Annotated in this window: 21 protein-coding genes; all 21 read left to right on the top strand. The window is 38.4% G+C overall.

All coding sequences use genetic code 11. The annotated features are described in order from the left end of the window. Nucleotides 1–25: 25 nt before the first annotated feature. Nucleotides 26–865 carry a sugar phosphate isomerase/epimerase gene (locus tag D8Q48_RS15640; protein WP_121057155.1) on the top strand — a complete coding sequence of 280 codons (840 nt, stop codon included), beginning with the start codon at nt 26–28 and terminating at the stop codon, nt 863–865. Between the two features lie 45 nt (nt 866–910). Continuing rightward, a complete protein-coding gene (locus D8Q48_RS15635; RefSeq protein ID WP_117989457.1) occupies nt 911–2191 on the top strand; it encodes a Gfo/Idh/MocA family oxidoreductase in 1281 nt (426 codons plus the stop codon). Nucleotides 2192–2307: 116 nt separating this feature from the next. After that, a complete protein-coding gene (locus tag D8Q48_RS15630) occupies nt 2308–3774 on the top strand; it encodes a UDP-N-acetylmuramoyl-L-alanyl-D-glutamate--2,6-diaminopimelate ligase (RefSeq protein ID WP_121057153.1) in 1467 nt (488 codons plus the stop codon). 9 nt (nt 3775–3783) lie between these two features. After that, on the top strand, nt 3784–6012 hold the full coding sequence (gene priA, locus D8Q48_RS15625; RefSeq protein ID WP_121057151.1) for a primosomal protein N': 2229 nt from the start codon (nt 3784–3786) through the stop codon (nt 6010–6012). 56 nt (nt 6013–6068) lie between these two features. Continuing rightward, nucleotides 6069–6560 (top strand): peptide deformylase, encoded by a 492-nt coding sequence (gene def, locus D8Q48_RS15620; protein ID WP_117989460.1) that lies wholly within the window; start codon nt 6069–6071, stop codon nt 6558–6560. A 4-nt stretch (nt 6561–6564) separates the two neighbouring features. Next, complete coding sequence (gene fmt / locus D8Q48_RS15615; RefSeq protein ID WP_117989461.1) at nt 6565–7500, top strand: methionyl-tRNA formyltransferase; 936 nt, start codon at nt 6565–6567, stop codon at nt 7498–7500. 62 nt (nt 7501–7562) lie between these two features. Next, nucleotides 7563–8267 carry a zinc metallopeptidase gene (locus D8Q48_RS15610; RefSeq protein ID WP_117989462.1) on the top strand — a complete coding sequence of 235 codons (705 nt, stop codon included), beginning with the start codon at nt 7563–7565 and terminating at the stop codon, nt 8265–8267. After that, on the top strand, nt 8260–9609 hold the full coding sequence (gene rsmB / locus D8Q48_RS17320) for a 16S rRNA (cytosine(967)-C(5))-methyltransferase RsmB (RefSeq protein ID WP_117989463.1): 1350 nt from the start codon (nt 8260–8262) through the stop codon (nt 9607–9609). The genes D8Q48_RS15610 and rsmB overlap by 8 nt, the downstream gene beginning before the upstream one ends. A 9-nt stretch (nt 9610–9618) precedes the next feature. Continuing rightward, a complete protein-coding gene (gene rlmN / locus D8Q48_RS17315) occupies nt 9619–10659 on the top strand; it encodes a 23S rRNA (adenine(2503)-C(2))-methyltransferase RlmN (protein WP_117989464.1) in 1041 nt (346 codons plus the stop codon). Between the two features lie 11 nt (nt 10660–10670). After that, nucleotides 10671–11414: a Stp1/IreP family PP2C-type Ser/Thr phosphatase gene (locus D8Q48_RS15600; protein WP_117989465.1), complete on the top strand. Its 744-nt coding sequence runs from the start codon at nt 10671–10673 to the stop codon at nt 11412–11414. Then, nucleotides 11408–13498 (top strand): Stk1 family PASTA domain-containing Ser/Thr kinase, encoded by a 2091-nt coding sequence (gene pknB / locus D8Q48_RS15595; RefSeq protein ID WP_118688998.1) that lies wholly within the window; start codon nt 11408–11410, stop codon nt 13496–13498. The genes D8Q48_RS15600 and pknB overlap by 7 nt, the downstream gene beginning before the upstream one ends. A gap of 9 nt (nt 13499–13507) precedes the next feature. Next, nucleotides 13508–14386 (top strand): ribosome small subunit-dependent GTPase A, encoded by an 879-nt coding sequence (rsgA, locus tag D8Q48_RS15590; RefSeq protein ID WP_118688999.1) that lies wholly within the window; start codon nt 13508–13510, stop codon nt 14384–14386. A 17-nt stretch (nt 14387–14403) separates the two neighbouring features. Then, nucleotides 14404–15066: a ribulose-phosphate 3-epimerase gene (gene rpe, locus D8Q48_RS15585; protein WP_117989468.1), complete on the top strand. Its 663-nt coding sequence runs from the start codon at nt 14404–14406 to the stop codon at nt 15064–15066. Beyond that, a complete protein-coding gene (locus D8Q48_RS15580; protein ID WP_117989469.1) occupies nt 15059–15712 on the top strand; it encodes a thiamine diphosphokinase in 654 nt (217 codons plus the stop codon). The genes rpe and D8Q48_RS15580 overlap by 8 nt, the downstream gene beginning before the upstream one ends. 28 nt (nt 15713–15740) lie before the next feature. Next, a complete protein-coding gene (locus tag D8Q48_RS15575; protein ID WP_117989470.1) occupies nt 15741–16187 on the top strand; it encodes a hypothetical protein in 447 nt (148 codons plus the stop codon). A gap of 175 nt (nt 16188–16362) precedes the next feature. Beyond that, nucleotides 16363–16785: a MarR family transcriptional regulator gene (locus D8Q48_RS15570; protein WP_117989471.1), complete on the top strand. Its 423-nt coding sequence runs from the start codon at nt 16363–16365 to the stop codon at nt 16783–16785. A gap of 44 nt (nt 16786–16829) precedes the next feature. Beyond that, nucleotides 16830–17486: a DUF6198 family protein gene (locus D8Q48_RS15565; RefSeq protein WP_117989472.1), complete on the top strand. Its 657-nt coding sequence runs from the start codon at nt 16830–16832 to the stop codon at nt 17484–17486. Nucleotides 17487–17770: 284 nt separating this feature from the next. Continuing rightward, nucleotides 17771–18424: a response regulator transcription factor gene (locus D8Q48_RS15555; RefSeq protein ID WP_121057149.1), complete on the top strand. Its 654-nt coding sequence runs from the start codon at nt 17771–17773 to the stop codon at nt 18422–18424. Between the two features lies 1 nt (nt 18425). Then, the gene (locus tag D8Q48_RS15550; protein WP_172697018.1) at nt 18426–19346 is read left to right on the top strand and encodes a HAMP domain-containing sensor histidine kinase; all 921 of its coding nucleotides are present in this window, start codon (nt 18426–18428) and stop codon (nt 19344–19346) included. 100 nt (nt 19347–19446) lie between these two features. Continuing rightward, nucleotides 19447–20130 carry an ABC transporter ATP-binding protein gene (locus tag D8Q48_RS15545; RefSeq protein ID WP_121057147.1) on the top strand — a complete coding sequence of 228 codons (684 nt, stop codon included), beginning with the start codon at nt 19447–19449 and terminating at the stop codon, nt 20128–20130. Between the two features lie 11 nt (nt 20131–20141). Further along, the coding region (locus D8Q48_RS15540) for an ABC transporter permease (protein WP_130647849.1) at nt 20142–21374 on the top strand (1233 nt) is incomplete at its 3' end.

Raw genomic sequence — 21374 nt, 5'->3', positions numbered from 1 at the left:
GTAAAAAGAAAGAGAGGAAATAAAAATGGCTAACAAACTTCCAGTTGGAATACAGGTTTATGGGTTAAGAGATCTTCTGGAAAACACTCCGGAAAATTTCAAGGATGTGATGCAGAAAATCAAAGATATGGGATATGACGGTGTAGAACTCGCAGGACTGTATGGTCTGGAACCAGAGAATGTAAAAGCAATTCTGGATGAAGTAGGACTTGTACCAATCAGTGCGCACGTTGCATTTGCAGAAATGATGGAGAATCTGGATCAGATTCTGAAAGATTACTCTACAATCGGTGTAAAATATCTTGTTATGCCTTACATGGCAGAGGAATATCGTCCGGTTAATCCAGAGGGATTTGAGAGCTTCTTACCTCTTCTTAACGAAGTAGGAAAGAAAATCCATGATGCAGGTATGACATTCTTGTATCACAACCATGATTTCGAATTTGTAAAACTTCCAGACGGAAGATGGGGATATGATGCAATGTTCGAAGCAATTCCTCATGACCATCTGATGTCAGAGTTAGATACTTGCTGGTGTGATGTAGCAACAGGAGAGGCAACGGAATTTGTAGAAAAATATACAGATCGTATTCCAGTTGTACATTTGAAAGACTACATCAAAAAAGGTGAAGTAAAGAACATGTATAAGCTCATCGGTATTGATACAGAAGAGGAAGAAGGAGATACAGGATACTTCGGATTCCGTCCAGTAGGATTTGGACAGATGATCTGGGAGCCGGTATTAGATGCTTCTATTAAAGCAAATGCAAACTGGGTTATCGTAGAGCAGGATGAGCATTACGAAATGGATCCATTGGAATGTGCAAGAAGAAGCCGTGAATATCTGAAAATCTTAGGATGGTAGAGAAATAACAATATTTCATTAAAATAAAGAAGGAGAACTATAATAATGAAAGAGATTAGAATTGCAATTATCGGAACAGGTATGATTTCTCACAGACATATGACAGTTATCAACAACCTGAAAAAACAGGGACAGGCACTTACTGTTGTAGCTGCAGCAGAAATCGACAAAGACAAATTGGAAGCATTTGGAAAACAGTATGGTATTCCAGAGGAAAATCTGTACCAGGATTTCCGTGAGATGCTCAAGAGAGATGACATCGACGAAGTAGAAGTTTGTGTACATAACAACCTTCATACATCAGTAGCAACAGCTGTTATGGCAGCAGGATTTGACTGCTATTCAGAGAAACCAATGTCAGCAAGCTATGCAGACGCTAAGATTCTTTATGATGCACAGAAAAAATATGGAAAGAAACTGGCTATTCAGATCAGTTCTATCTACAACCCACAGACTCGTATCGCTAAGAAAATGATCGAAGAAGGAAAACTTGGTAAAGTTTACCATGCAAGAAGTGTCGGACACAGAAGACAAGGACGTCCTGGATATGATATGCCATTCTTTAGTAAAGACTTCATCAATCCAAAGGTTGGTGTTCACGGACCACTTTTCGACCTTGGAATCTATCACTTGGCACAGATGCTTTATGTATTAGGTATGCCTGAACTTGAAAGCGTATACGGTGTACAGTCTTGCGATTACTGGACAGATGAAAGAATCGATAAAATCACAAACCGTATTGCACCAGTAGAAGACCTGGGTGTTGGTATTGCAAGATTCAAAGGTGGCCTTTCAATGGATATTTATGAAGATTGGGCAATCCACATGGATGAAATCGGAACAAGCTTCGTAGCAGGTTCTGAAGGTGGACTGAAATTCATCGATGTAGATACAACAGGTGGCCCTCTTGCAGTTCCAGAAGGCGGACAGATTATGGGTGGCGGAATGCTTCAGAAACCAAGACTTGAGTGGTTCGGGGTTGATAAAGATGGCGTTCTCTTTGAAAATAAATTAGACTGTGCAATCGGTGACATCACAGGACAGCAGGAACTTATGCTTCATCCTGAAATGGAAATGTATAACGACAACCAGTTACAGTGGTACTCATACCTTAGAGGCGAATTGGACGACACTACAAGAATTGATTCTCCATACATTGCTATGCAGACAGCATTCTTATCAGAAGGTGTTGTACTTTCGAGTGAACTCGGACGCAGTGTAACAGCAGATGAGATTAAAGCACTTTCTAAGTCAATCGCACTTCGTGAGCAGGAGACACCATTTGGAACAATCAAATACGATTTTGACGAATACAAACCAGAATAATAAATCTTTGAGTAAGAGTTGGATTTCGCAAGAATCCGACTCTTCTTTTTTTGCATTTACCCTCGATTTATGATATTCTATATTACAACGATTTCCGATACAAGGAGGTAAAAATTATGCAATTAAGTAAGTTATTAGAACGTTTAGAATATGAAGTAGTACAGGGTAGTGACCAGATTGAGATTTCTACATTAATCAATGATTCCAGAAAAGTGGAAAATGGAAGCGCATTTGTATGCATCAAAGGTGCGGTTGTAGATGGACATGAGTTTGTGCAGCAGGTTGCAGAAAAAGGGGCATCAGCCGTTATTGTAGAAGATGAGGTGGATGCACCGAAAGATATGACAGTAATCCGTGTTCCGGATACACGTTATGCTTTAGCTTTGATGTCAGCTGCGTATTTTGGATATCCGGCAGATAAGTTGAAAGTAATCGGTATTACAGGAACAAAGGGTAAGACGACAACAACTTATATGATTAAATCTATCTTGGATGCAGTTGGTCACAAAGTCGGACTGATTGGTACAATTGAGGCAATCATTGGTGACAAACATATTCCGGCAGCAAATACAACACCGGAATCTTATACGATTCACAAATATTTTGCAGAGATGGTAGAAGCAGGTTGTGATTGTGTTGTAATGGAGGTTTCATCTCAGGGATTGATGCTTCATCGTACAGCAGGAATCCCATTTACAATTGGTATTTTTACAAATCTTGGAAAAGATCATATCGGACCAAATGAGCACAAGGATTTTGAGGATTACAAACGTTGCAAAGGTCTTTTGTTCAAACAATGTGAGATTGGAATTGCCAATGTGGATGACAAATATTTCGAGGATGTATTTGCAGGCGCAACTTGTAAGACAGAGACATTCGGCTTTTCTGAAAAAGCAGATTTGCGGGCAACAGATACACATCTGGTATCCAGACCGGGATATCTTGGTGTGGCATACAAGGTAGAGGGACTGATGAATTTCGATGTGGAAATTGATATCCCAGGAACATTCAGTGTCTATAATTCACTTACGGCGATTGCTGTATGCAGACACTTTGGTGTGCCGGTAGATGCAATTAAAAAGGCACTTAAGGTTGCAAAGGTAAAGGGAAGAATCGAGATGATAAAAGTATCAGATGACTTTACACTCATGATTGATTATGCACACAATGCAATGAGTCTGGAAAGTCTTTTGACTACATTGAAAGAATATAATCCAAAGCGTCTGGTATGTTTGTTTGGCTGTGGAGGAAACCGTTCCAAAGACAGACGTTTTGAGATGGGAGAAGTCTCAGGTCGTCTGGCAGATTTGACTATCATTACATCGGATAATCCAAGATTTGAAGAACCACAGGCGATTATTGATGATATTAAGACAGGAATTCAGAAAACAGATGGAAAATATGTAGAAATCTGTGACAGAAAAGAAGCTATCAAGTATGCAATTGAACATGGACAGACTGGAGATGTCATTGTTCTTGCAGGTAAAGGACATGAAGATTATCAGGAAATCAAAGGTGTAAAACATCCGATGGATGAACGGGTGCTGATTCAGGAAGTCTTAGAAGAATTGAAAGCAAAATAGGAGAAACTTGTGTTTGCAAATATTATTGTAGATATCACACACGAAAAGTTAGATAAGATTTTTCAATATAGAGTCCCCTCCCATATGGAAGGGGAACTTTCTATCGGTATGGAAGTTTTGGTGCCATTTGGAAAAGGAAACCGTATGACAAAAGGTTATGTGGTGGATTTTGCGGAAAACTGCGATTATGATTTGTCAAAGGTTAAGGAAATTGCCGAGATTTCAAGAAAAGGCATGGCAATTGAAGGAAAGCTGGTCGCATTGGCAGCATGGATGAAGGAGAATTACGGTGGAACTATGATTCAGGCACTCAAAACCGTACTTCCGATAAAACAGAAAGAGCAGGCAAAGGTTAAGAAAAAGGTTCGTCTTTTATTAAATGAAGAAGAGGGAAAAACAAAACTGGATTTTTATTTACATAAGAATCAGAAAGCGAGAGCAAGACTTCTTGCAGCACTTCTCGATGAACCGGTTTTAGATTATGAGCTTATTAATAAAAAGTTAAATATTACGCTGAATGTTGTTCGGGCATTGGAAGAACAAGGTGTGCTTTCAATAGAATCAGAACAGGTATATCGAAATCCGATACAGAATAGAAAACAACAAGAGAAGGACATTTGCTATACAGATGAGCAGAAGAATGCGATAGAGTGTTTTTGGGGAGACTACCAGAAACAACAAAATGGAACATATCTGATTCATGGTGTTACCGGAAGCGGTAAGACAGAGGTGTATATGGAGATGATTGCAAGAGTGGCAGCCAAAGGGCGGCAGGCAATTGTTCTGATCCCTGAAATTGCATTGACATTTCAGACTGTGATGAGGTTCTATCGAAGATTTGGTGACAGGGTATCTATCATGAATTCAAGATTGTCTGCAGGTGAGCGATATGACCAAATGATGCGGGCGAAGGCAGGAGAGATTGATGTAATGATAGGTCCACGTTCCGCATTGTTTACGCCATTTCCTAATCTTGGATTGATAGTAATTGATGAAGAACATGAGAATACATACAAAAGTGAACAGATTCCAAGATATCATGCCAGGGAGACTGCAATCGCCAGAGCAAAACTGGAACAGGCAAGTGTCGTATTAGGATCTGCAACTCCGTCTGTGGAGGCAATGTACCGTGCAAAGCATGGAGAATATAAATTATTGGAGCTTCATAATCGTTCCGGCAATCAGGAGATGGCCAAAGTTCATGTAGTAGATTTGAGAGGGGAATTGCGGGAAGGCAATCGTTCAATCTTGAGCAGAAAATTACAGCAGATGATTGCAGACAGGCTGCAAAAAAAAGAACAGATTATGCTCTTTTTGAATCGACGTGGTTATGCCGGATTTATTTCCTGCAGGGAATGTGGATTTGTTGTAAAATGTCCACATTGTGATGTATCATTATCGTATCACCGCAATGGGAAAATGGTTTGTCATTATTGTGGGTATGAACAAGAAAGAGTACAGATATGTCCGGAATGTGGTTCCAGACACATTGGAGAATTTAAAGCCGGAACACAGCAGATAGAAGAAGTGGTGAAGAAACATTTCCCAGAGGCCAGAGTGCTGCGTATGGATCTGGATACGACCCGATCAAAGGATGGGCATGAGAAAATTCTGGCGGCATTTGCAAATGAAGAGGCAGATATTTTAGTTGGAACGCAAATGATCGTAAAAGGGCATGATTTCCCGAATGTAACGCTGGTTGGAATCCTGGCAGCAGATATGTCATTGTATTCAAATGATTATCGTGCAGGAGAGCGGACATTTCAGCTTCTGACTCAGGCAGCGGGACGAGCCGGACGTGGAGCAAAAAAAGGAGAAGCGCTTATTCAGACATACAGTCCAGAGCATTACGCAATTGTTACAGCGGCAGCACAGGATTATGAGACATTTTACGAGGAAGAAATCCACTATCGTGAACTTATGGGGTATCCGCCTGTGGATAACTTACTTGCAATTCTCGTAAGCTGTGAAAAAGAAGCACTTTTGGAAACCGGATGTAAATATCTGAAAGAATTTGCAGTTCGGATAAGAGGTGCAGAAGAAGTAGCGATTATAGGACCGGCCAGTCCGGGAATTGGAAAAATCAATGATGTATATCGTAAAGTGCTCTATCTCAAAACGGAAAAATATGATACATTGATAAAGATGAAAAATAAATTGGAACAATATATTGAAGTGAATCCTGGATTCAATCCGATGCGAATCCAGTTCGATTTCAATCCGATGCATATTTCATAAGAAATATTTAGAGAGTGCATAAATAAAAGAAATAAAAGAATCAATAGGAGGATATTATGGCAATCAGAGAAATTCGTGTAGTTGGAGACGATATTTTAACAAAGAAATGTAAAGAGGTAAAAATGATAACTCCGCGTACAGAGACATTAATATTTGATATGTTAGATACAATGTATGAAGAGATGGGAGTTGGACTTGCTGCACCACAGGTTGGAATTTTGAAGAGAATCGTAGTAATTGATATCGGAGAAGGACCAATCATTATGATTAATCCTGAAATTCTTGAGACATCAGGGGAGCAGACCGGAGAAGAGGGATGCTTAAGCCTTCCTGGAAAATATGGTATTGTGACAAGACCAAACCATGTGAAGGTACGTTTTCAAGATGAGCACATGGATACTGTAGAGATGGAAGGAGAGGGACTCCTTGCCAGAGCATTCTGTCATGAGATTGACCATCTGGATGGAAAGATGTATATGGAACTGGCAGAAGATGGAATCCATGACAATAAATATACTGAGGAAGATTATTTGAACGAGGAGGAATAGACTCATGAGAATAATATTTATGGGAACACCGGACTTTTCTGTTGGAACACTGGAAGCACTGGTAGAAGCAGGACATGAAGTATGCCTTGTTGTGACACAGCCGGATAAGCCAAAAGGAAGAGGAAAAGAAATGCAGTATACACCGGTAAAAGAAGCTGCATTGAAACATGGAATCGAAGTATATCAGCCACGTAGAATACGTGAAGCTGAGTGTGTGGAGAAATTAAGACAGTATAATGCAGATATTATGGTAGTGGTTGCATTTGGGCAGATCATTCCGAAAGAGATTTTAGAGATGGTGCCATATGGATGTGTGAATGTACATGCATCTCTGCTTCCAAAATATCGTGGAGCAGCACCGATCCAGTGGTCTATTATTGATGGAGAGGTTGTAACAGGTGTGACAACGATGCAGATGGATGAGGGACTGGATACCGGTGATATGCTGTTGAAGACAGAGGTGCCGATTACAGAAGAAGAAACAGGTGAGAGTCTGCACGATAAGTTAGCCAAGGCAGGAGCGGCACTTTGTGTAGAGACATTGGCAAAGCTGCAGGAAGGAAGTATTATTCCGGAAAAACAGGGAGAAAGTCCGACCGCTTATGCAAAAATGCTTGATAAAAAACTGGGAAACATTGACTGGACGAAGTCAGCAGTAGAAATTGAAAGACTTGTTCGCGGTTTGAATTCATGGCCAAGTGCATACACTTACTGGAATAAGAAAGTGGTGAAAATCTGGAAGGCTTCTGTGACAGATGAGAATAGTAACGAGCAGGCAGGAACAGTTGTAAAGGTTGAAAAAGATGGTTTTTATGTGCAGACAGGAAACGGACTTTTAAAAGTACTTGAATTACAGATCCCAGGGAAAAAGAGAATGGATGCGGGAGCATTTTTAAGAGGTTATACAATTGAGCCAGGAGAGGTATTTCATCAGGAATAAGAGAGTAAAAGTGAATAAGAAGAGGGGACGTTCGATTTGAAATACAGTGAGGAGAGATAGATATGTATGGTTTTTATTATGATCCAACCTATGTAATGGTATTAATTGGTGTTGTAATTTGTATGCTGGCATCAGCAAATGTCAACAGAACTTTTCAAAAATATTCCAGAATCCGCAGTCATAGCGGTATGACTGGACGTGAGGCTGCGGAGCGCCTCTTACATGCAAATGGAATTTATGATGTTACGGTTCAGCGTGTAGCAGGAAATTTGACAGATCATTATGATCCAAGAAATAAAACGTTAAATCTTTCGGATTCAACATATGCTTCTACTTCAGTTGCTGCAATTGGTGTGGCAGCACATGAGTGTGGTCATGCCGTACAGCATGCCAATGGATATGCACCGCTTAAAATACGAGGTTCATTGGTACCGGTAGCAAATTTTGGTTCTACATTGGCATGGCCATTGATATTGATTGGATTTTTGATTCAGGGAAATGCATCTGTTTTGCTGATTAATCTGGGAATCCTATTGTTCTCAGCAGCAGTTTTATTCCAGATTGTGACATTACCGGTGGAATTTAATGCATCGTCAAGAGCATTAAAGGCATTGGAGACAAATGGAATACTTTATACAGAAGAAGTAGCAGATACAAGAAAAGTACTGCGTGCAGCAGCATTGACTTATGTGGCAAGTGCGGCTTCTGCTATTTTACAGCTTTTACGTCTGATATTAATTTCAGGAGGAAGAAGACGAAATGACTAAAGCAATCAATGAAAGAGAGATTGTGCTCGAAGTCTTATTAGAAATTACAGAACATGGGATGTACAGTCATATTGTACTTCGTGATGTATTAAATAAGTACCAGTACCTTGAGAAGAAAGAGCGTAGCTTTATCACACGAGTGACAGAGGGTACACTGGAACATATGATGGAGATCGATTTTATTTTAGATCAATTTTCAAAAGTGAAAGTAAAAAAAATGAAACCGGTAATCCGTAACATTATGAGAAGTGCAGTTTACCAGATGAAATATATGGACAGCGTTCCGGTATCCGCAGCCTGTAATGAAGCAGTAAAACTGGCTGTCAGAAAAGGGTTTGGAAGTTTAAGAGGATTTGTGAATGGAGTTCTTAGAAATGTGGCACGAAATCTGGATCAGATTGAGTATCCTGCAGAACCGCTTAAGAGATTATCAATCCAGTACTCCATGCCGGAATGGATTTTGAATCTGTGGCTAAAGGCATATGACAGTGATATCGTAGAACAGATGCTTCAGGCATTTCAGAGAGAAACTCCGCTTACGATACGTTGTAATCTGCGTATGGTAACACCAAAGCAATTAAAAGAACATCTGGAAGCAGAAGGCGTTACAGTTAAAGTTCATCCATATTTAGAATATGCATTTCATATATCAGGATTTGATTATTTGGGAGATTTGGAAAGCTTTCAAAATGGGGAGTTTTCAGTACAAGATATCAGTTCCATGCTTGTAAGTGAGTTAGCAGGTCCTAAAGAGGGTGACTATGTGATCGATGTCTGTGCGGCACCGGGAGGAAAAAGCCTTCATATGGCTGAAAAATTAAATGGAAGCGGACATGTAGAAGCACGTGATCTGACAGAATATAAAGTTGGTCTGATCCAGGAAAACATTGAGAGAACCGGTCTGAGTAATGTGGAAGCAGTACAGCAGGACGCCTTGATATTCGATGAGACTTCTGTAGGAAAAGCGGATATTGTTCTGGCAGATCTTCCGTGTTCAGGTCTTGGAGTACTTGCAAAGAAAACAGACTTGAAATATAAGGCGACAAAAGAGGGAGCCGATTCGCTTGCAAAATTGCAAAGAGAGATATTAAAAAATGTACAGGCATATGTGAAAGACGAAGGAAAACTGGTTTACAGTACATGTACAATCAATCCGGCGGAAAATATGGATAATGTACATTGGTTTTTAAATCAATATCCAGAATTTGAATTAATAGATATTCATGGATCATTGTGTGAAGAGCTTCAGAAGGATGTGAAAGAAAATGGATGCATCCAACTGCTTCCGGGGGTTCATCAAAGTGATGGATTTTTCCTGGCATGTATGAAGAAAAGGAAATAGACAGAGAGAATGAAGAAAGATATTCGAGCATATACATACGAAGAGTTACAAGAAGAATTAAAAACACAGGGAGAAAAAGCATTTCGTGCAAAGCAGATTTACGAATGGCTTCATGTGAAGACCATTGATGATTTTGACGAGATGACAAATATCTCAAAAGCATTGCGTGAAAAATTAAAAGACAATTATGAGATTCTTTCCGTACATATGTTGGAGCGGCAAGAATCCAAATTGGATGGAACAAATAAGTTTTTATTTCAGCTTCATGACGGCAATGTAGTGGAAAGTGTTTTAATGCGGTATAAACATGGCAATTCAGTTTGCATTTCCTCACAGGTAGGATGTAGAATGGGATGCCGTTTCTGTGCATCTACGATAGGCGGTCTTGTTCGTAATTTGTCTGCATCAGAGATGCTTGGACAGATTTACCAGATTCAGAAAATCATAGGGGAGAGAGTTTCGAATGTGGTAATTATGGGGACAGGCGAACCGATGGATAATTACGATAATTTTCTTAAATTTATTCATATATTGACAGATGAACATGGACTGAATATCAGTCAGAGAAATGTGACAGTATCGACTTGTGGGATTGTTCCACGGATTTATGATCTGGCAAAAGAACATTTACAGATCACACTGGCGTTGTCACTGCATGGATCAAATCAGAATAAACGAAAAGAATTAATGCCGGTTGCAAATAAATATGAGTTGTCAGAAGTGCTTGAAGCGTGCGATGCATATTTTGAAGAGACAGGAAGAAGAATTACGTTTGAGTATAGTCTGGTGCATGGAGTGAACGATACACCGGAAGATGCAAAAGAATTAATTCAAATATTAAAACCAAGAAATTGCCATTTGAATTTGATTCCGGTCAATCCAATCAAAGAGCGGGATTTTGTAAGACCAGATCGGAAAAATGCGTTGAATTTTAAAAATAAACTTGAAAAAAGCGGAATAAATGTTACTATAAGAAGAGAAATGGGCGCAGATATAGATGGAGCCTGCGGTCAGCTCAGAAGACGTTACGTAGAGACAAGTGAGGAATAAAGGAGAAGAATATGAAGACATTTTCGATTACCGATGTAGGTATGGTACGACAAGTAAATCAGGACTATGTCTATACGACAGACAATCCAATAGGACCTCTCCCAAACTTATTTGTTGTAGCAGATGGTATGGGAGGACACAAGGCAGGAGATTACGCTTCAAAATATACAGTTGAAGTGATGAAAAGAGAGCTTGCTCAAAGTGAAGAGAAAGACGTGGAGAAAGCGCTTGTTTCCGCAATTGAGAAAGCAAATCGAGAAATTATCAAGAAAGCATCGGAAGATGAACATTTGAAAGGCATGGGAACAACAGTTGTAGCAGCAACGATCGTAGAGCATATGATGTATTTTGCAAATGTTGGAGACAGCCGTTTATACTTGATCAATCAAGGAATCACACAGTTAACAAAGGACCATTCGCTGGTTGAAGAGATGGTACGACTGGGTGGTATCAAACCGGAAGAGGCGAAGCATCATCCGGATAAAAATATCATTACGAGAGCAATTGGTGCTAAGAACAATGTCGATGTAGACTTTTACGAACACCGTCTGAAACGGGGAGATATCATACTGATGTGTACAGATGGTTTGAGTAATATGGTAGAAGACGAGGAACTATTTCATATAGTTCAGGGGGGAAGAGATATTGTAGAAGCCGGAACAGCATTAGTGGATGCAGCAAAAGAGAACGGTGGAACAGATAACATCGGAGTTGTTTTGATGGAACCATTTACTGATGAGGTGAGTATATGTTAAAAGAAGGGGTTTTTTTAGGAAAGCGCTATGAGATACTCGGGCGTATCGGCTCGGGTGGCATGGCGGATGTATATAAAGGTAAAGACCATAAGTTAAATCGTTATGTTGCCGTAAAAGTTTTGAAAAGTGATTACAGGAATGACGAATCATTTATCAAAAAGTTTGTAAGTGAAGCACAGTCGGCAGCAGGTCTGATGCATCCGAATGTAGTTAATGTGTATGATGTAGGGCAAGATCGAGGACTGTATTATATGGTCATGGAGCTTGTTGAAGGAATTACACTAAAAGAATATATTGAAAAGAAAGAACGTTTGTCTGCAAAAGAGACAATCAGTATTTCAATACAGATGATAAGCGGTATTCAGGCTGCGCATAATCATCATATTATCCACAGAGATATCAAACCACAGAATATTATCATTTCAAAGGATGGTAAGGTTAAGGTTACAGACTTTGGTATTGCACGTGCTACAACATCGACGGCTACAATCAGCACGAATGTTATGGGATCGGTTCATTATACTTCACCGGAACAGGCAAAAGGCGGTATTGTAGATGAGCGGAGTGATATTTATTCAGCTGGTATTACCATGTATGAGATGGTTACAGGACATGTACCATTTGATGGGGATTCGACAGTATCAGTTGCGTTGAAGCATCTGAAGGAGAAGATTGTTGCACCATCAGTAGAAGTACCGGATATTCCTTACAGTCTGGATTGCATTATTATGAAATGTACAGAGAAGAATGTAGAGAGAAGATATCAGAATTGTCAGGATCTGATTTCTGATTTGAAACATTCTCTTGTAGATCCGGATGGGCATTTTGTAGATGAGCAGTTGGATGTATTTACCGGAAGAAAGCCGGCAGGTGATGAGACAATTCTGATGTCTGAGGATGAGATTCGAAGAGCTCAGGAACGCAGTTATTCACAGTCGGATGATTATGATGATTCAGATTATGACGATGACGATTATGACGATGATGATTATGATGACGACGATGACGATTACAGAGCACCGTCTCAGAGAAGAAACTCAGATTATAATCGTAAAAAGAATGTAGATCCGAATACGAAGAAAATTATGAAAATCTTAATGGTTGTTGCAGCTGCGATTATTGCCATGGTTATTATATTTATGGTGGGAAATGCTATGGGGGCATTTAAAGGCGGTATCGGTCTGAATACAACAACGAACGATGCAAAAGTAGTAGTACCTAACTTGCTGGGAATGACAGAAGATGAGGCAAAGGCCGCATTAAAGAAAAAGAATCTTGGATATTCAATAGCAGGAAGAAAAGAATCAGATAAGTATGCAGCCGGCGAGATTATGGAACAGAGCGAAAAAGCTAATTCCAAAGTGGAAAAGAATACAGAAATAAAAGTTGTGATTAGTACGGGTAAAGCGAAGAAGACAGTATCTGTACCAGACGTAAAGGGTATGAGTGAGGATGATGCGCAGAAGACACTTGAAAACCTAAATCTGGTTGTGGAAGCACAAGCACAGAACAGTGATATCGTTGCATCGGGAAAAGTAATTTCAACTGATCCGGCAGCAGGAACACAGCTTACAGAAGGCAGCAAGGTAACGATGTATGTTAGTCTGGGAATTGAGTCTGTTGAAGTGCCAAGTATTATAGGTATGAGTTCAGAAGAAGCACAGTCTGCAATACAGAATGTGGGCTTACAGGCTTCTGTTACAGAAGAATATAGTGATACTGTTGCGTCAGGAATGGTCATTTCACAAGATCCAGCCAGTGGTAAAGTAAAGAAAGGAAGCACTGTCAATATCGTGGTCAGCAAAGGAGCAAAGGTAAAAATGGTGACAGTTCCGCCTTTAAGCGGAATGACACAGCAGGCAGCAGAACAGGCCATTATAGATGCAGGACTTACGGTTGGAAGTGTTACAGAAGAATATAATGCAGGCGTTTCAGCCGGATATGTAATTTCGCAGACTGCTTCCGTTGGAAGTCAGATAGAGAAAGGCAGCAGCGTTGGATTTGTAGTAAGTAAAGGACCACAGCCATCTACTGACAATGGAAACACAGGCGGAGAAGACAATGAATCTTCAGAGTTACAATAAAGGAAAATTATGCAGGGAAAGATAATAAAAGGTATCGCCGGATTCTACTACGTTCATGTAGTAGAATCCGGCATTTATGAATGTAAAGCGAGAGGAGTTTTTCGAAAAGACAAGAAAAAACCACTCGTAGGAGATAATGTAGAGATAGAAGTACTGGATGAACAGGAAAAAACAGGAAATATTATAAATATTTTACCAAGAATGAACGAATTGATCCGACCGGCAGTGGCAAATATTGACCAGGCATTAGTTGTGTTTGCAGTAACAGAGCCAAAGCCACATTTTAATTTGCTGGATCGCTTTTTGGTTATGATGGAAAGCAAAGAGATTCCGGCGATACTTTGTTTTAATAAAAAAGATATCGCCAAGAAGCAGGAAGTTGCAGAATTAGAAGAAGTATACCGGGCATGTGGGTATCCTTTGATATTGATCAGTGCAAAAGAGGAAGAGAATATTGAAGAAATAAAAAAAGTACTTCGAGGAAAGACAACAACGGTCGCAGGTCCGTCCGGAGTTGGGAAATCTTCTTTGATTAACTTGCTTCAGTCAGATATTCAGATGGAGACCGGAAGTATCAGCAAGAAGATTGCAAGAGGAAAGCACACAACAAGACATTCGGAGCTTATTACAATTGATGAGAACAGTTACATTATGGACACTCCAGGTTTTAGTTCATTGTATGTAAATGAATTTGAAAAAGAAGAATTAAAATATTATTTCCGTGAATTTGCACCATATGAAGGACAATGCAGATTTAACGGATGCGATCATGTGCATGAACCGGGATGTGCGGTTAAGGATGCAGTGGAGGAAGGTAAAATTCATAAAATCCGTTATGAAGATTATCTTGAAATGTATCAAGAATTAAAAAATAAAAAAAGATATTAATGGGAGATTTAAGTAAAATGAAAAACATATTAGCACCATCAATTTTATCGGCAGATTTTAAAGTATTAGGGGAGCAGGTTAAAACTTGTGCAGAGAATGGCTCAGAGTATCTTCATTTTGATGTGATGGATGGAATGTTTGTATCAAACATTTCATTTGGAATCCCGGTACTTGCTTCAATCAAAGATGCAGCAGATATCGTGATGGACGTACATCTTATGATAGAAGAACCAATCCGTTATGTAGAAGCATTTCATAAAGCCGGGGCAGATATTTTAAATGTGCATTATGAAGCATGTGAAGATGTTCAGGCAACGTTAGATGCCATTCACAAATGCGGTATGAAAGCTGGACTTACAATAAAACCGGCAACACCTGTAGACGTGTTAAAACCATATCTTGAACAGGCAGAACTGTTTTTAATCATGTCTGTAGAACCAGGAAAAGGCGGTCAGTCATTTATTCCGGAATCCCTGGATAAGATTAGAGAATTGCGTGGATTATTAAACGAAAAAGGGTTAACAGCAGACGTAGAAGTTGATGGTGGAATCCATCTTGGTAATGCAAAAGAAGTTCTGGAAGCAGGGGCTAATGTATTAGTGGCCGGTTCAGCAGTATTTAAAGATAATATTGCAGAAAATGTAAAAGGATTTATGGAGATATTAAACGAAAATGAATAGACAAACAGTAGTTGTCAGCGGTGGAATGTTAGACGAAGAATTCACGTTGGAAATTTTAAAGAGCGATGAAACCGAATATATTGTTGCGGCAGATCATGGATTAGAATTCTTGTATAAGCATGGAATTAATCCAGATTATATTGTCGGAGATTTTGACAGTACATCGGATGAAATTGTAAATTATTACAAGACAGAAACAAAAGTGCCAATTCGGCAGTTTAATCCGGTAAAAGATGCATCGGATACCGAAATCGCACTTCGCTTGTGTCTCAATATGGGAAGAAAGAATATTGTAATACTTGGTGGAACAGGTACCCGTATCGATCATATCTGGGCGAATGTACAGAGCTTGAAGATAGCAAAGGATGCGGGGGCAGAAGCATGTCTGATGGATGCACATAATCGAATCCGTTTGTTAGATGAATCGAGCGTGATTCGAAAGTCAGAAGCATTTGGCCCATATTTTTCAGTTTTTCCATTAGACGGAGAGATTATAGATTTTAATATAACAGGTGCAAAATATCCACTGCAACATCATACATTAATGCCGTTTGACAGTCTGTGCGTCAGTAATGAGTGGGAAGAGGAAGAAGTCGAAATCACATTTCCGGTGGGAAATGTAATTTTGATGGAGACAAGAGATTGATGGAAAAATCAGAATAGGTAGAGTAATAATGAAGAAATATAGATTCTATGGTTGGCAGAATGCCGATGTTCCTACTGTTAATGAAGTATATAAAAAAGTAAAAAATCCAAGACATCTGTATGATTTGTTGTCGGAAATCTGGTGTGCTGATACCTGTGCACCGAGAATGAGAGATGACTGGTCAAAAGAAAATATGACGTTGGGACAGTGCTCGATTACTGCATTCCTTGCACAGGATATTTTCGGTGGAGAGGTATATGGAATCCGAAGGAGTGGTGGTAATTATCATTGTTACAATGTGATTGGCGATTGTATATTTGACCTTACAAGCGAGCAGTTCAAAGATGAGGTTTTATCTTATGAGAATAACCCTGTCCAGAGTCGAGAGGTTCATTTTGAAAAGGAAGAAAAGCGATTAAGGTATGAATTCCTGAAAGCAGAGTTAAGGAAGCTTATATCAGAAAGAAAAAAATAGTTTTTGGTTAGTGTACATTTGAAAAGCTAACGACCGTTTACTATCGTGAAGATGTAAACGGTCGTTTATTTTAATTGAAGGTTATTTGTTATTGACATACACTAAAAAAATAGTTATAATTCTAAAAGTTTGAATTATAACTATTAACATAATAGAAGAAGGAGATGAACAATAAATGGATGATTCCTTTCACTACCTGTCTATGATAAACCATATGACTGTTCAGAAAAAACTAATGGAACAGCTGAAAGATACAGGACTTACCTTGGGACAGCCCAAAGTATTGGATTACCTGAAAGATCACGATGGTGTCAGCCAGAAAGAGATTGCGGCAGGATGCCTTATCGAGGCAGGATCTTTAACGTCTATTTTGAACCGTATGGAAGAAAAAGACCTGATCGAAAGAAAAATGCTCGATGGAAACCGTCGTACTTTTCATATTTTTATGACAGAATCCGGAAAGAAAAATCAGAAGCTTGTTGAGGAAGCTTTTGAGAAAATAGAAAAAACTGCATTAAATGGTATTTCCGAAGAAGAGCAGAAGCTGTTTATGGAAATCTTTTACCGGATTTACCGAAATATTGCAGATATGAAATAATTTGACAATAAAAAAACTATGAAATGAGGAGAAAATAAAAAAGAATGGAGACACTAAAACGATATTTAATATTTCTGGTAGGATTGTTTGTAAACTCCCTGGGAGTCAGCCTGATTACAAAGGTAAACCTAGGAACATCCCCGATTTCATCAATTCCTTACGTATTAAGTCTTAATTTTCCATTTACACTTGGAAATTTTACCATCTTTTTCAGTATCTTTCTGATTGTACTGCAGCTGATCATTCTGAGAAAGAACTTTAAATTGGAGCACATCCTTCAGATTCCAGTATCCATCATATTTGGATATTTTATTGATTTTACCATGATTCTTTTGTCCCGGGTCAATCCAGAAGAGTACATCATGAAGATCGTATATCTTCTTATCGGATGTCTGATTCTTGGCGTAGGTGTATATATGGAGGTTTTGGCAGACGTTGTCATGCTTCCAGGAGAATCCTTTGTCCGTGCTATTGTTCTTACATGGAAAACAAATTTCGGAACAAGCAAGATCTGTTTTGACGTATCCATGTCAGTGATTGCTGCTGTACTTTCTTGCGTATTTGCAGGAAGACTGGCTGGTGTAAGAGAAGGTACCGTTATTGCTGCCCTTCTGGTAGGTTTTATTGCCAGACTCATCGGTAAGAAACTTGCATTTCTGAAAGATATGATTTTCCCGGAAAGCGTGTCTGCAGAAAACTAGAACGAAGCAAAGAGATGAGAAGATTGTTGGTAGACAATTACTCTGTCTTTTTTGTAATCCAGGGAGATAAAGTGATTGTAACAGATGTATTATATAGTGCATCAGATATTGAAAGCCGATTAAAAGGTTAGATGGTAAAATCAAAAGAAAATATGAAACATCAGGTAGGATATGTTCCCGTAAAAAAGAAGGTATCCTGCCTTTTTTTACATGAAATAACCCTAAATTGAGTAGAAAACATATTGACTTTTTGTATTATATTCTAGAAAAATCAGGAGGTGTGTATGGTAATAGGAATTATAGAAGATGATAAATTGTTAAGAAAATCATTAGATACATCTTTGAAAAATCAAGGCTATACAACGATTCTTGCCGCTTCAAGAAAAGAAGCAATTAAAAATATAGATAGTTCTGTAGATTTGTTGATCGTAGATATTGGATTACCGGATGGAGATGGAATAAATCTATATCAGGAACTTCAAAAAAATGGAAGAATCCCGGCAATTTTTTTAACTGCAAAAGATGATGAAAAAGATATGTTAAAAGCGTTTGATATAGGAGCAGATGATTATGTGGTGAAACCATTTTCAATAAAAGTATTGTTAAAACGTATTGAAGTTGTTTTAAAGAGAAAGTCAAATGAAAATACTTTTATGTGCGGACAAGTCATTTTGTATTCTGATAGAAAACAGGTTTTTGTTGGAGAGACGGAAATATTTTTGACAGTCAAAGAGTATCAGCTTTTAGAATATCTTATTATGAATCAGAATCAGGTTCTTACAAAAGAGATGATAATGGAAAATATATGGGGAATCGATAGTGAATTCATTGATCCTAACACAATTAGCGTTATGATCAGCAGATTGAAAAAGAAATTGAATGATTCATCGAATGTTATAAGTAATGTATTTGGAATGGGATATAGAATGGGAGATTAGCATGGTTGTAGCAATTTTTACAGTACTTTTAATAGGTTTCATACTCGGAGGAAGTACTGTATATTTAGTTGAAAATCATTTAAGAGCAAAGGAAATGAATAAAATATATAAATTGACGGAATCGTTAATAAACGGCAATGACTTAGACGATTCTGATATAGGGAAGGAAACGCTTTATTCAAAAACTACTAATCAGCTAATCCGTTTACAGGAAATGTTAGAAGGAAGAAGAAAAGAGGCCGAAAAAAGTCGATATGAGATACAGAAATTGATTTCTGAAATTGCACATCAACTACGGACACCGCTGTCAAATATAAAAAATTATACAGAATTGCTGCAAGAATCATTGAATGAAACACATGAAGTATTGAATGCAGAATACATGAAAGACTTGCGAACAAGCGAAGAACAATTATGTTTTTTAGTGGAGAGCTTTATAAAAACTGCTCGATTAGAGCAAGGAATCATACAAGTTCATATGCAAAATGAAAATCTTGTTGAGACTATTCTAAATGCATTAGGGCAAATACAAAGAAAGGCAGAAGATAAAGGTATCTATTTTCAAGTAAAATTGCCAGAGAAAATCATTTGCGAACATGATAAAAACTGGATGTGTGAGGCGTTTTATAATGTGTTTGATAATGCAGTCAAATATAGCAAAAGAAACAGTACGATCGATATCACAATGAAACAAACGGAAATGTTTTATAAGATTAGGATAAGAGATTATGGAATTGGGATAAAAGACGGAGAAGAAAACAAAATTTTTCAAAGATTTTATCGAGGCGAGCAGACAAGAGGTCAGGAAGGATGCGGAATTGGTTTATATCTTTCCAGAGAGATTGTTCTATTGCAAAAAGGGATTATGAAAGCAACACAAATGAAGCCAGGGTTGCTCATAGAAGTGAATCTTCCGGTATAGACATTTCGTATGCAATCTGTAAGAAGTTTGTAAGATGTACCATATAAAATAGAATATGGATGAAAAAAGGTGGCACTTGCGAAGGGAGTTTACAGAAAAGATGGATATAATTAAAGCAATAAATCTAAAAAAATATTATACATCCGATACATATGAAGTGCGTGCTTTAGATGGGGTGTCGTTGACTGTGGAGGATGGTGAATTTATAGCAGTTGTCGGTACGTCCGGATGCGGAAAGACAACACTTATGAACATCTTAGGAGGTCTTGATACTCCGGATTTTGGAGGCGTCTGGATCAGAAATACAAGTTTAAAAGATCTTAACAAGGAAGAAAGAACGATATTCAGAAGAAGAAATATCGGATTTGTATTTCAGCAATATAATTTGATACCTTCTCTTAGTATACGTGAAAATATTGTCCTCCCAATGAGACTGGATGGCAAGGAAATAGATGTAGATTTCTTTAATGAGATTGTAGAATCGCTTGGATTAAAAGATAAATTAGAACGCTTTCCATCAACACTGTCCGGCGGGCAGCAACAGCGAGTTTCTATAGCACGGGCATTATTAACGAAACCGGCTATTGTCCTGGCGGATGAACCGACCGGAAATCTGGATTCTGTTACAAGTATGGAAGTCGTAGGATTACTAAAATCCTGTGCCGCAAGATTTCATCAGACGACATTGATCGTGACGCATCAAGAGGAAGTAGCGCAGATGGCAGACAGAGTAATACGCATGTCCGATGGAAAAATCTATACAAGAGATTGTAACGATTGTTAGGAGGTATCACTATGTTTCATAAGAACATTCCAAATAACAATGAAGATATAATCCGATTCCTGGCTAAAAATTTTGCGGGCACAAAAAAGGTGAGAAATACGATTTTATTTTGCTCAGTAGTAATCGGTATTGTTGCTATAACCATGGTCTTCGGAATCTCCTTTGGAAAAATACAAGCAGAAGAAATAAGATTAACCCGAGAAAATGGAACTGCTTCTTCGGGCAGAATAGAAGATGGAACAGAAGAACAATATGCAAAATTAAAACAACTGGATTATATAAAACAGGTTGGAAAAAGCATTTTTGTAGGTGAAGCTACAGACGTTTCAGAAAATAATGAAAAAACGATATGTGATATAGTCTGGGCTGACTCAGAAAGCTGGAACAATTTTTTGAGACCGGCATATACCAATGTGATTGGAAATTACCCACAGAAAAAGGATGAAATTCTATTATCTGAGAGAGCATTGAAAAAACGTGGTATTTCTGAACCAGAACAGGGAATGGAAATAAACTTAGATGTATACAAAGGTCTGTTCGAACATTCGAAAGAAAAATTCAAACTATGTGGATGGTATACTGATTCTGGAAATAAATTAGCAATCGGATATATTTCACATGACAAAATTAATGAGTTAAACCTGGAAAAGGGTCCCTATACTTTACTTTTCAGTCAGAGCAATCATTTAAGCAGAAGCAAAACAGAAGAAAAATTATATCAGGCATTGCCGATGAAGAGTGCAGATCAGAAGATATACGTTTCTGATACAGCACAATATACTGCTGTTTCTAAATTCGCAGGTGGATATGAGATGGTGATATTAGGAACAATAGGAATTTTGTGTGGAATATATTTCCTTGTACGCAATGTCCTTTGGATATCCATGAGCGAAGATGTTCAAAATCTCGGACTGCTCCACACGATCGGAGCCACAGAAAGACAGATTACAAAAATATACCGGAAACAAATGAGGTCACTCATGTTAAAAGGTTCTGTCTTGGGAAGTTTGATCTCTGCACTGATTTTAGTCTTATTAATACCGGAACTATTAGGTTTCCATTTTTATCAGGAAATGGGAGGGAATACAATACTTTCCTTTTTCAGACCGTGGATTCTTTTGCTTTCTGTTGTATTTGTAAATGGAATTTTGTGGATAGCATCGGAAGGCGTTATTAGAAAAATAACGAAGCTGTCTTGTATTGAGAGTGCTGCTTATAACGAAAATACAGTTGCCAGAAAAACA

This window comes from Ruminococcus sp. B05 (assembly GCF_003628495.1).
GTDB lineage: Bacteria > Bacillota > Clostridia > Lachnospirales > Lachnospiraceae > Schaedlerella > Schaedlerella hominis.
This window is presented reverse-complemented; position numbering and strand designations above follow the sequence as displayed.

Coding starts and splice junctions, on each gene's coding strand:
- D8Q48_RS15555 (WP_121057149.1), top strand. CDS start 17,771: ATGGTAATAGGAATTATAGAAGATGATAAATTGTTAAGAAAATCATTA.
- rpe (WP_117989468.1), top strand. CDS start 14,404: ATGAAAAACATATTAGCACCATCAATTTTATCGGCAGATTTTAAAGTA.
- D8Q48_RS15545 (WP_121057147.1), top strand. CDS start 19,447: ATGGATATAATTAAAGCAATAAATCTAAAAAAATATTATACATCCGAT.
- rsgA (WP_118688999.1), top strand. CDS start 13,508: ATGCAGGGAAAGATAATAAAAGGTATCGCCGGATTCTACTACGTTCAT.
- D8Q48_RS15600 (WP_117989465.1), top strand. CDS start 10,671: ATGAAGACATTTTCGATTACCGATGTAGGTATGGTACGACAAGTAAAT.
- def (WP_117989460.1), top strand. CDS start 6,069: ATGGCAATCAGAGAAATTCGTGTAGTTGGAGACGATATTTTAACAAAG.
- D8Q48_RS15580 (WP_117989469.1), top strand. CDS start 15,059: ATGAATAGACAAACAGTAGTTGTCAGCGGTGGAATGTTAGACGAAGAA.
- D8Q48_RS15570 (WP_117989471.1), top strand. CDS start 16,363: ATGGATGATTCCTTTCACTACCTGTCTATGATAAACCATATGACTGTT.
- D8Q48_RS15565 (WP_117989472.1), top strand. CDS start 16,830: ATGGAGACACTAAAACGATATTTAATATTTCTGGTAGGATTGTTTGTA.
- D8Q48_RS15610 (WP_117989462.1), top strand. CDS start 7,563: ATGTATGGTTTTTATTATGATCCAACCTATGTAATGGTATTAATTGGT.
- D8Q48_RS15630 (WP_121057153.1), top strand. CDS start 2,308: ATGCAATTAAGTAAGTTATTAGAACGTTTAGAATATGAAGTAGTACAG.
- D8Q48_RS15635 (WP_117989457.1), top strand. CDS start 911: ATGAAAGAGATTAGAATTGCAATTATCGGAACAGGTATGATTTCTCAC.
- pknB (WP_118688998.1), top strand. CDS start 11,408: ATGTTAAAAGAAGGGGTTTTTTTAGGAAAGCGCTATGAGATACTCGGG.
- D8Q48_RS15575 (WP_117989470.1), top strand. CDS start 15,741: ATGAAGAAATATAGATTCTATGGTTGGCAGAATGCCGATGTTCCTACT.
- D8Q48_RS15550 (WP_172697018.1), top strand. CDS start 18,426: ATGGTTGTAGCAATTTTTACAGTACTTTTAATAGGTTTCATACTCGGA.
- fmt (WP_117989461.1), top strand. CDS start 6,565: ATGAGAATAATATTTATGGGAACACCGGACTTTTCTGTTGGAACACTG.
- rlmN (WP_117989464.1), top strand. CDS start 9,619: ATGAAGAAAGATATTCGAGCATATACATACGAAGAGTTACAAGAAGAA.
- rsmB (WP_117989463.1), top strand. CDS start 8,260: ATGACTAAAGCAATCAATGAAAGAGAGATTGTGCTCGAAGTCTTATTA.
- D8Q48_RS15640 (WP_121057155.1), top strand. CDS start 26: ATGGCTAACAAACTTCCAGTTGGAATACAGGTTTATGGGTTAAGAGAT.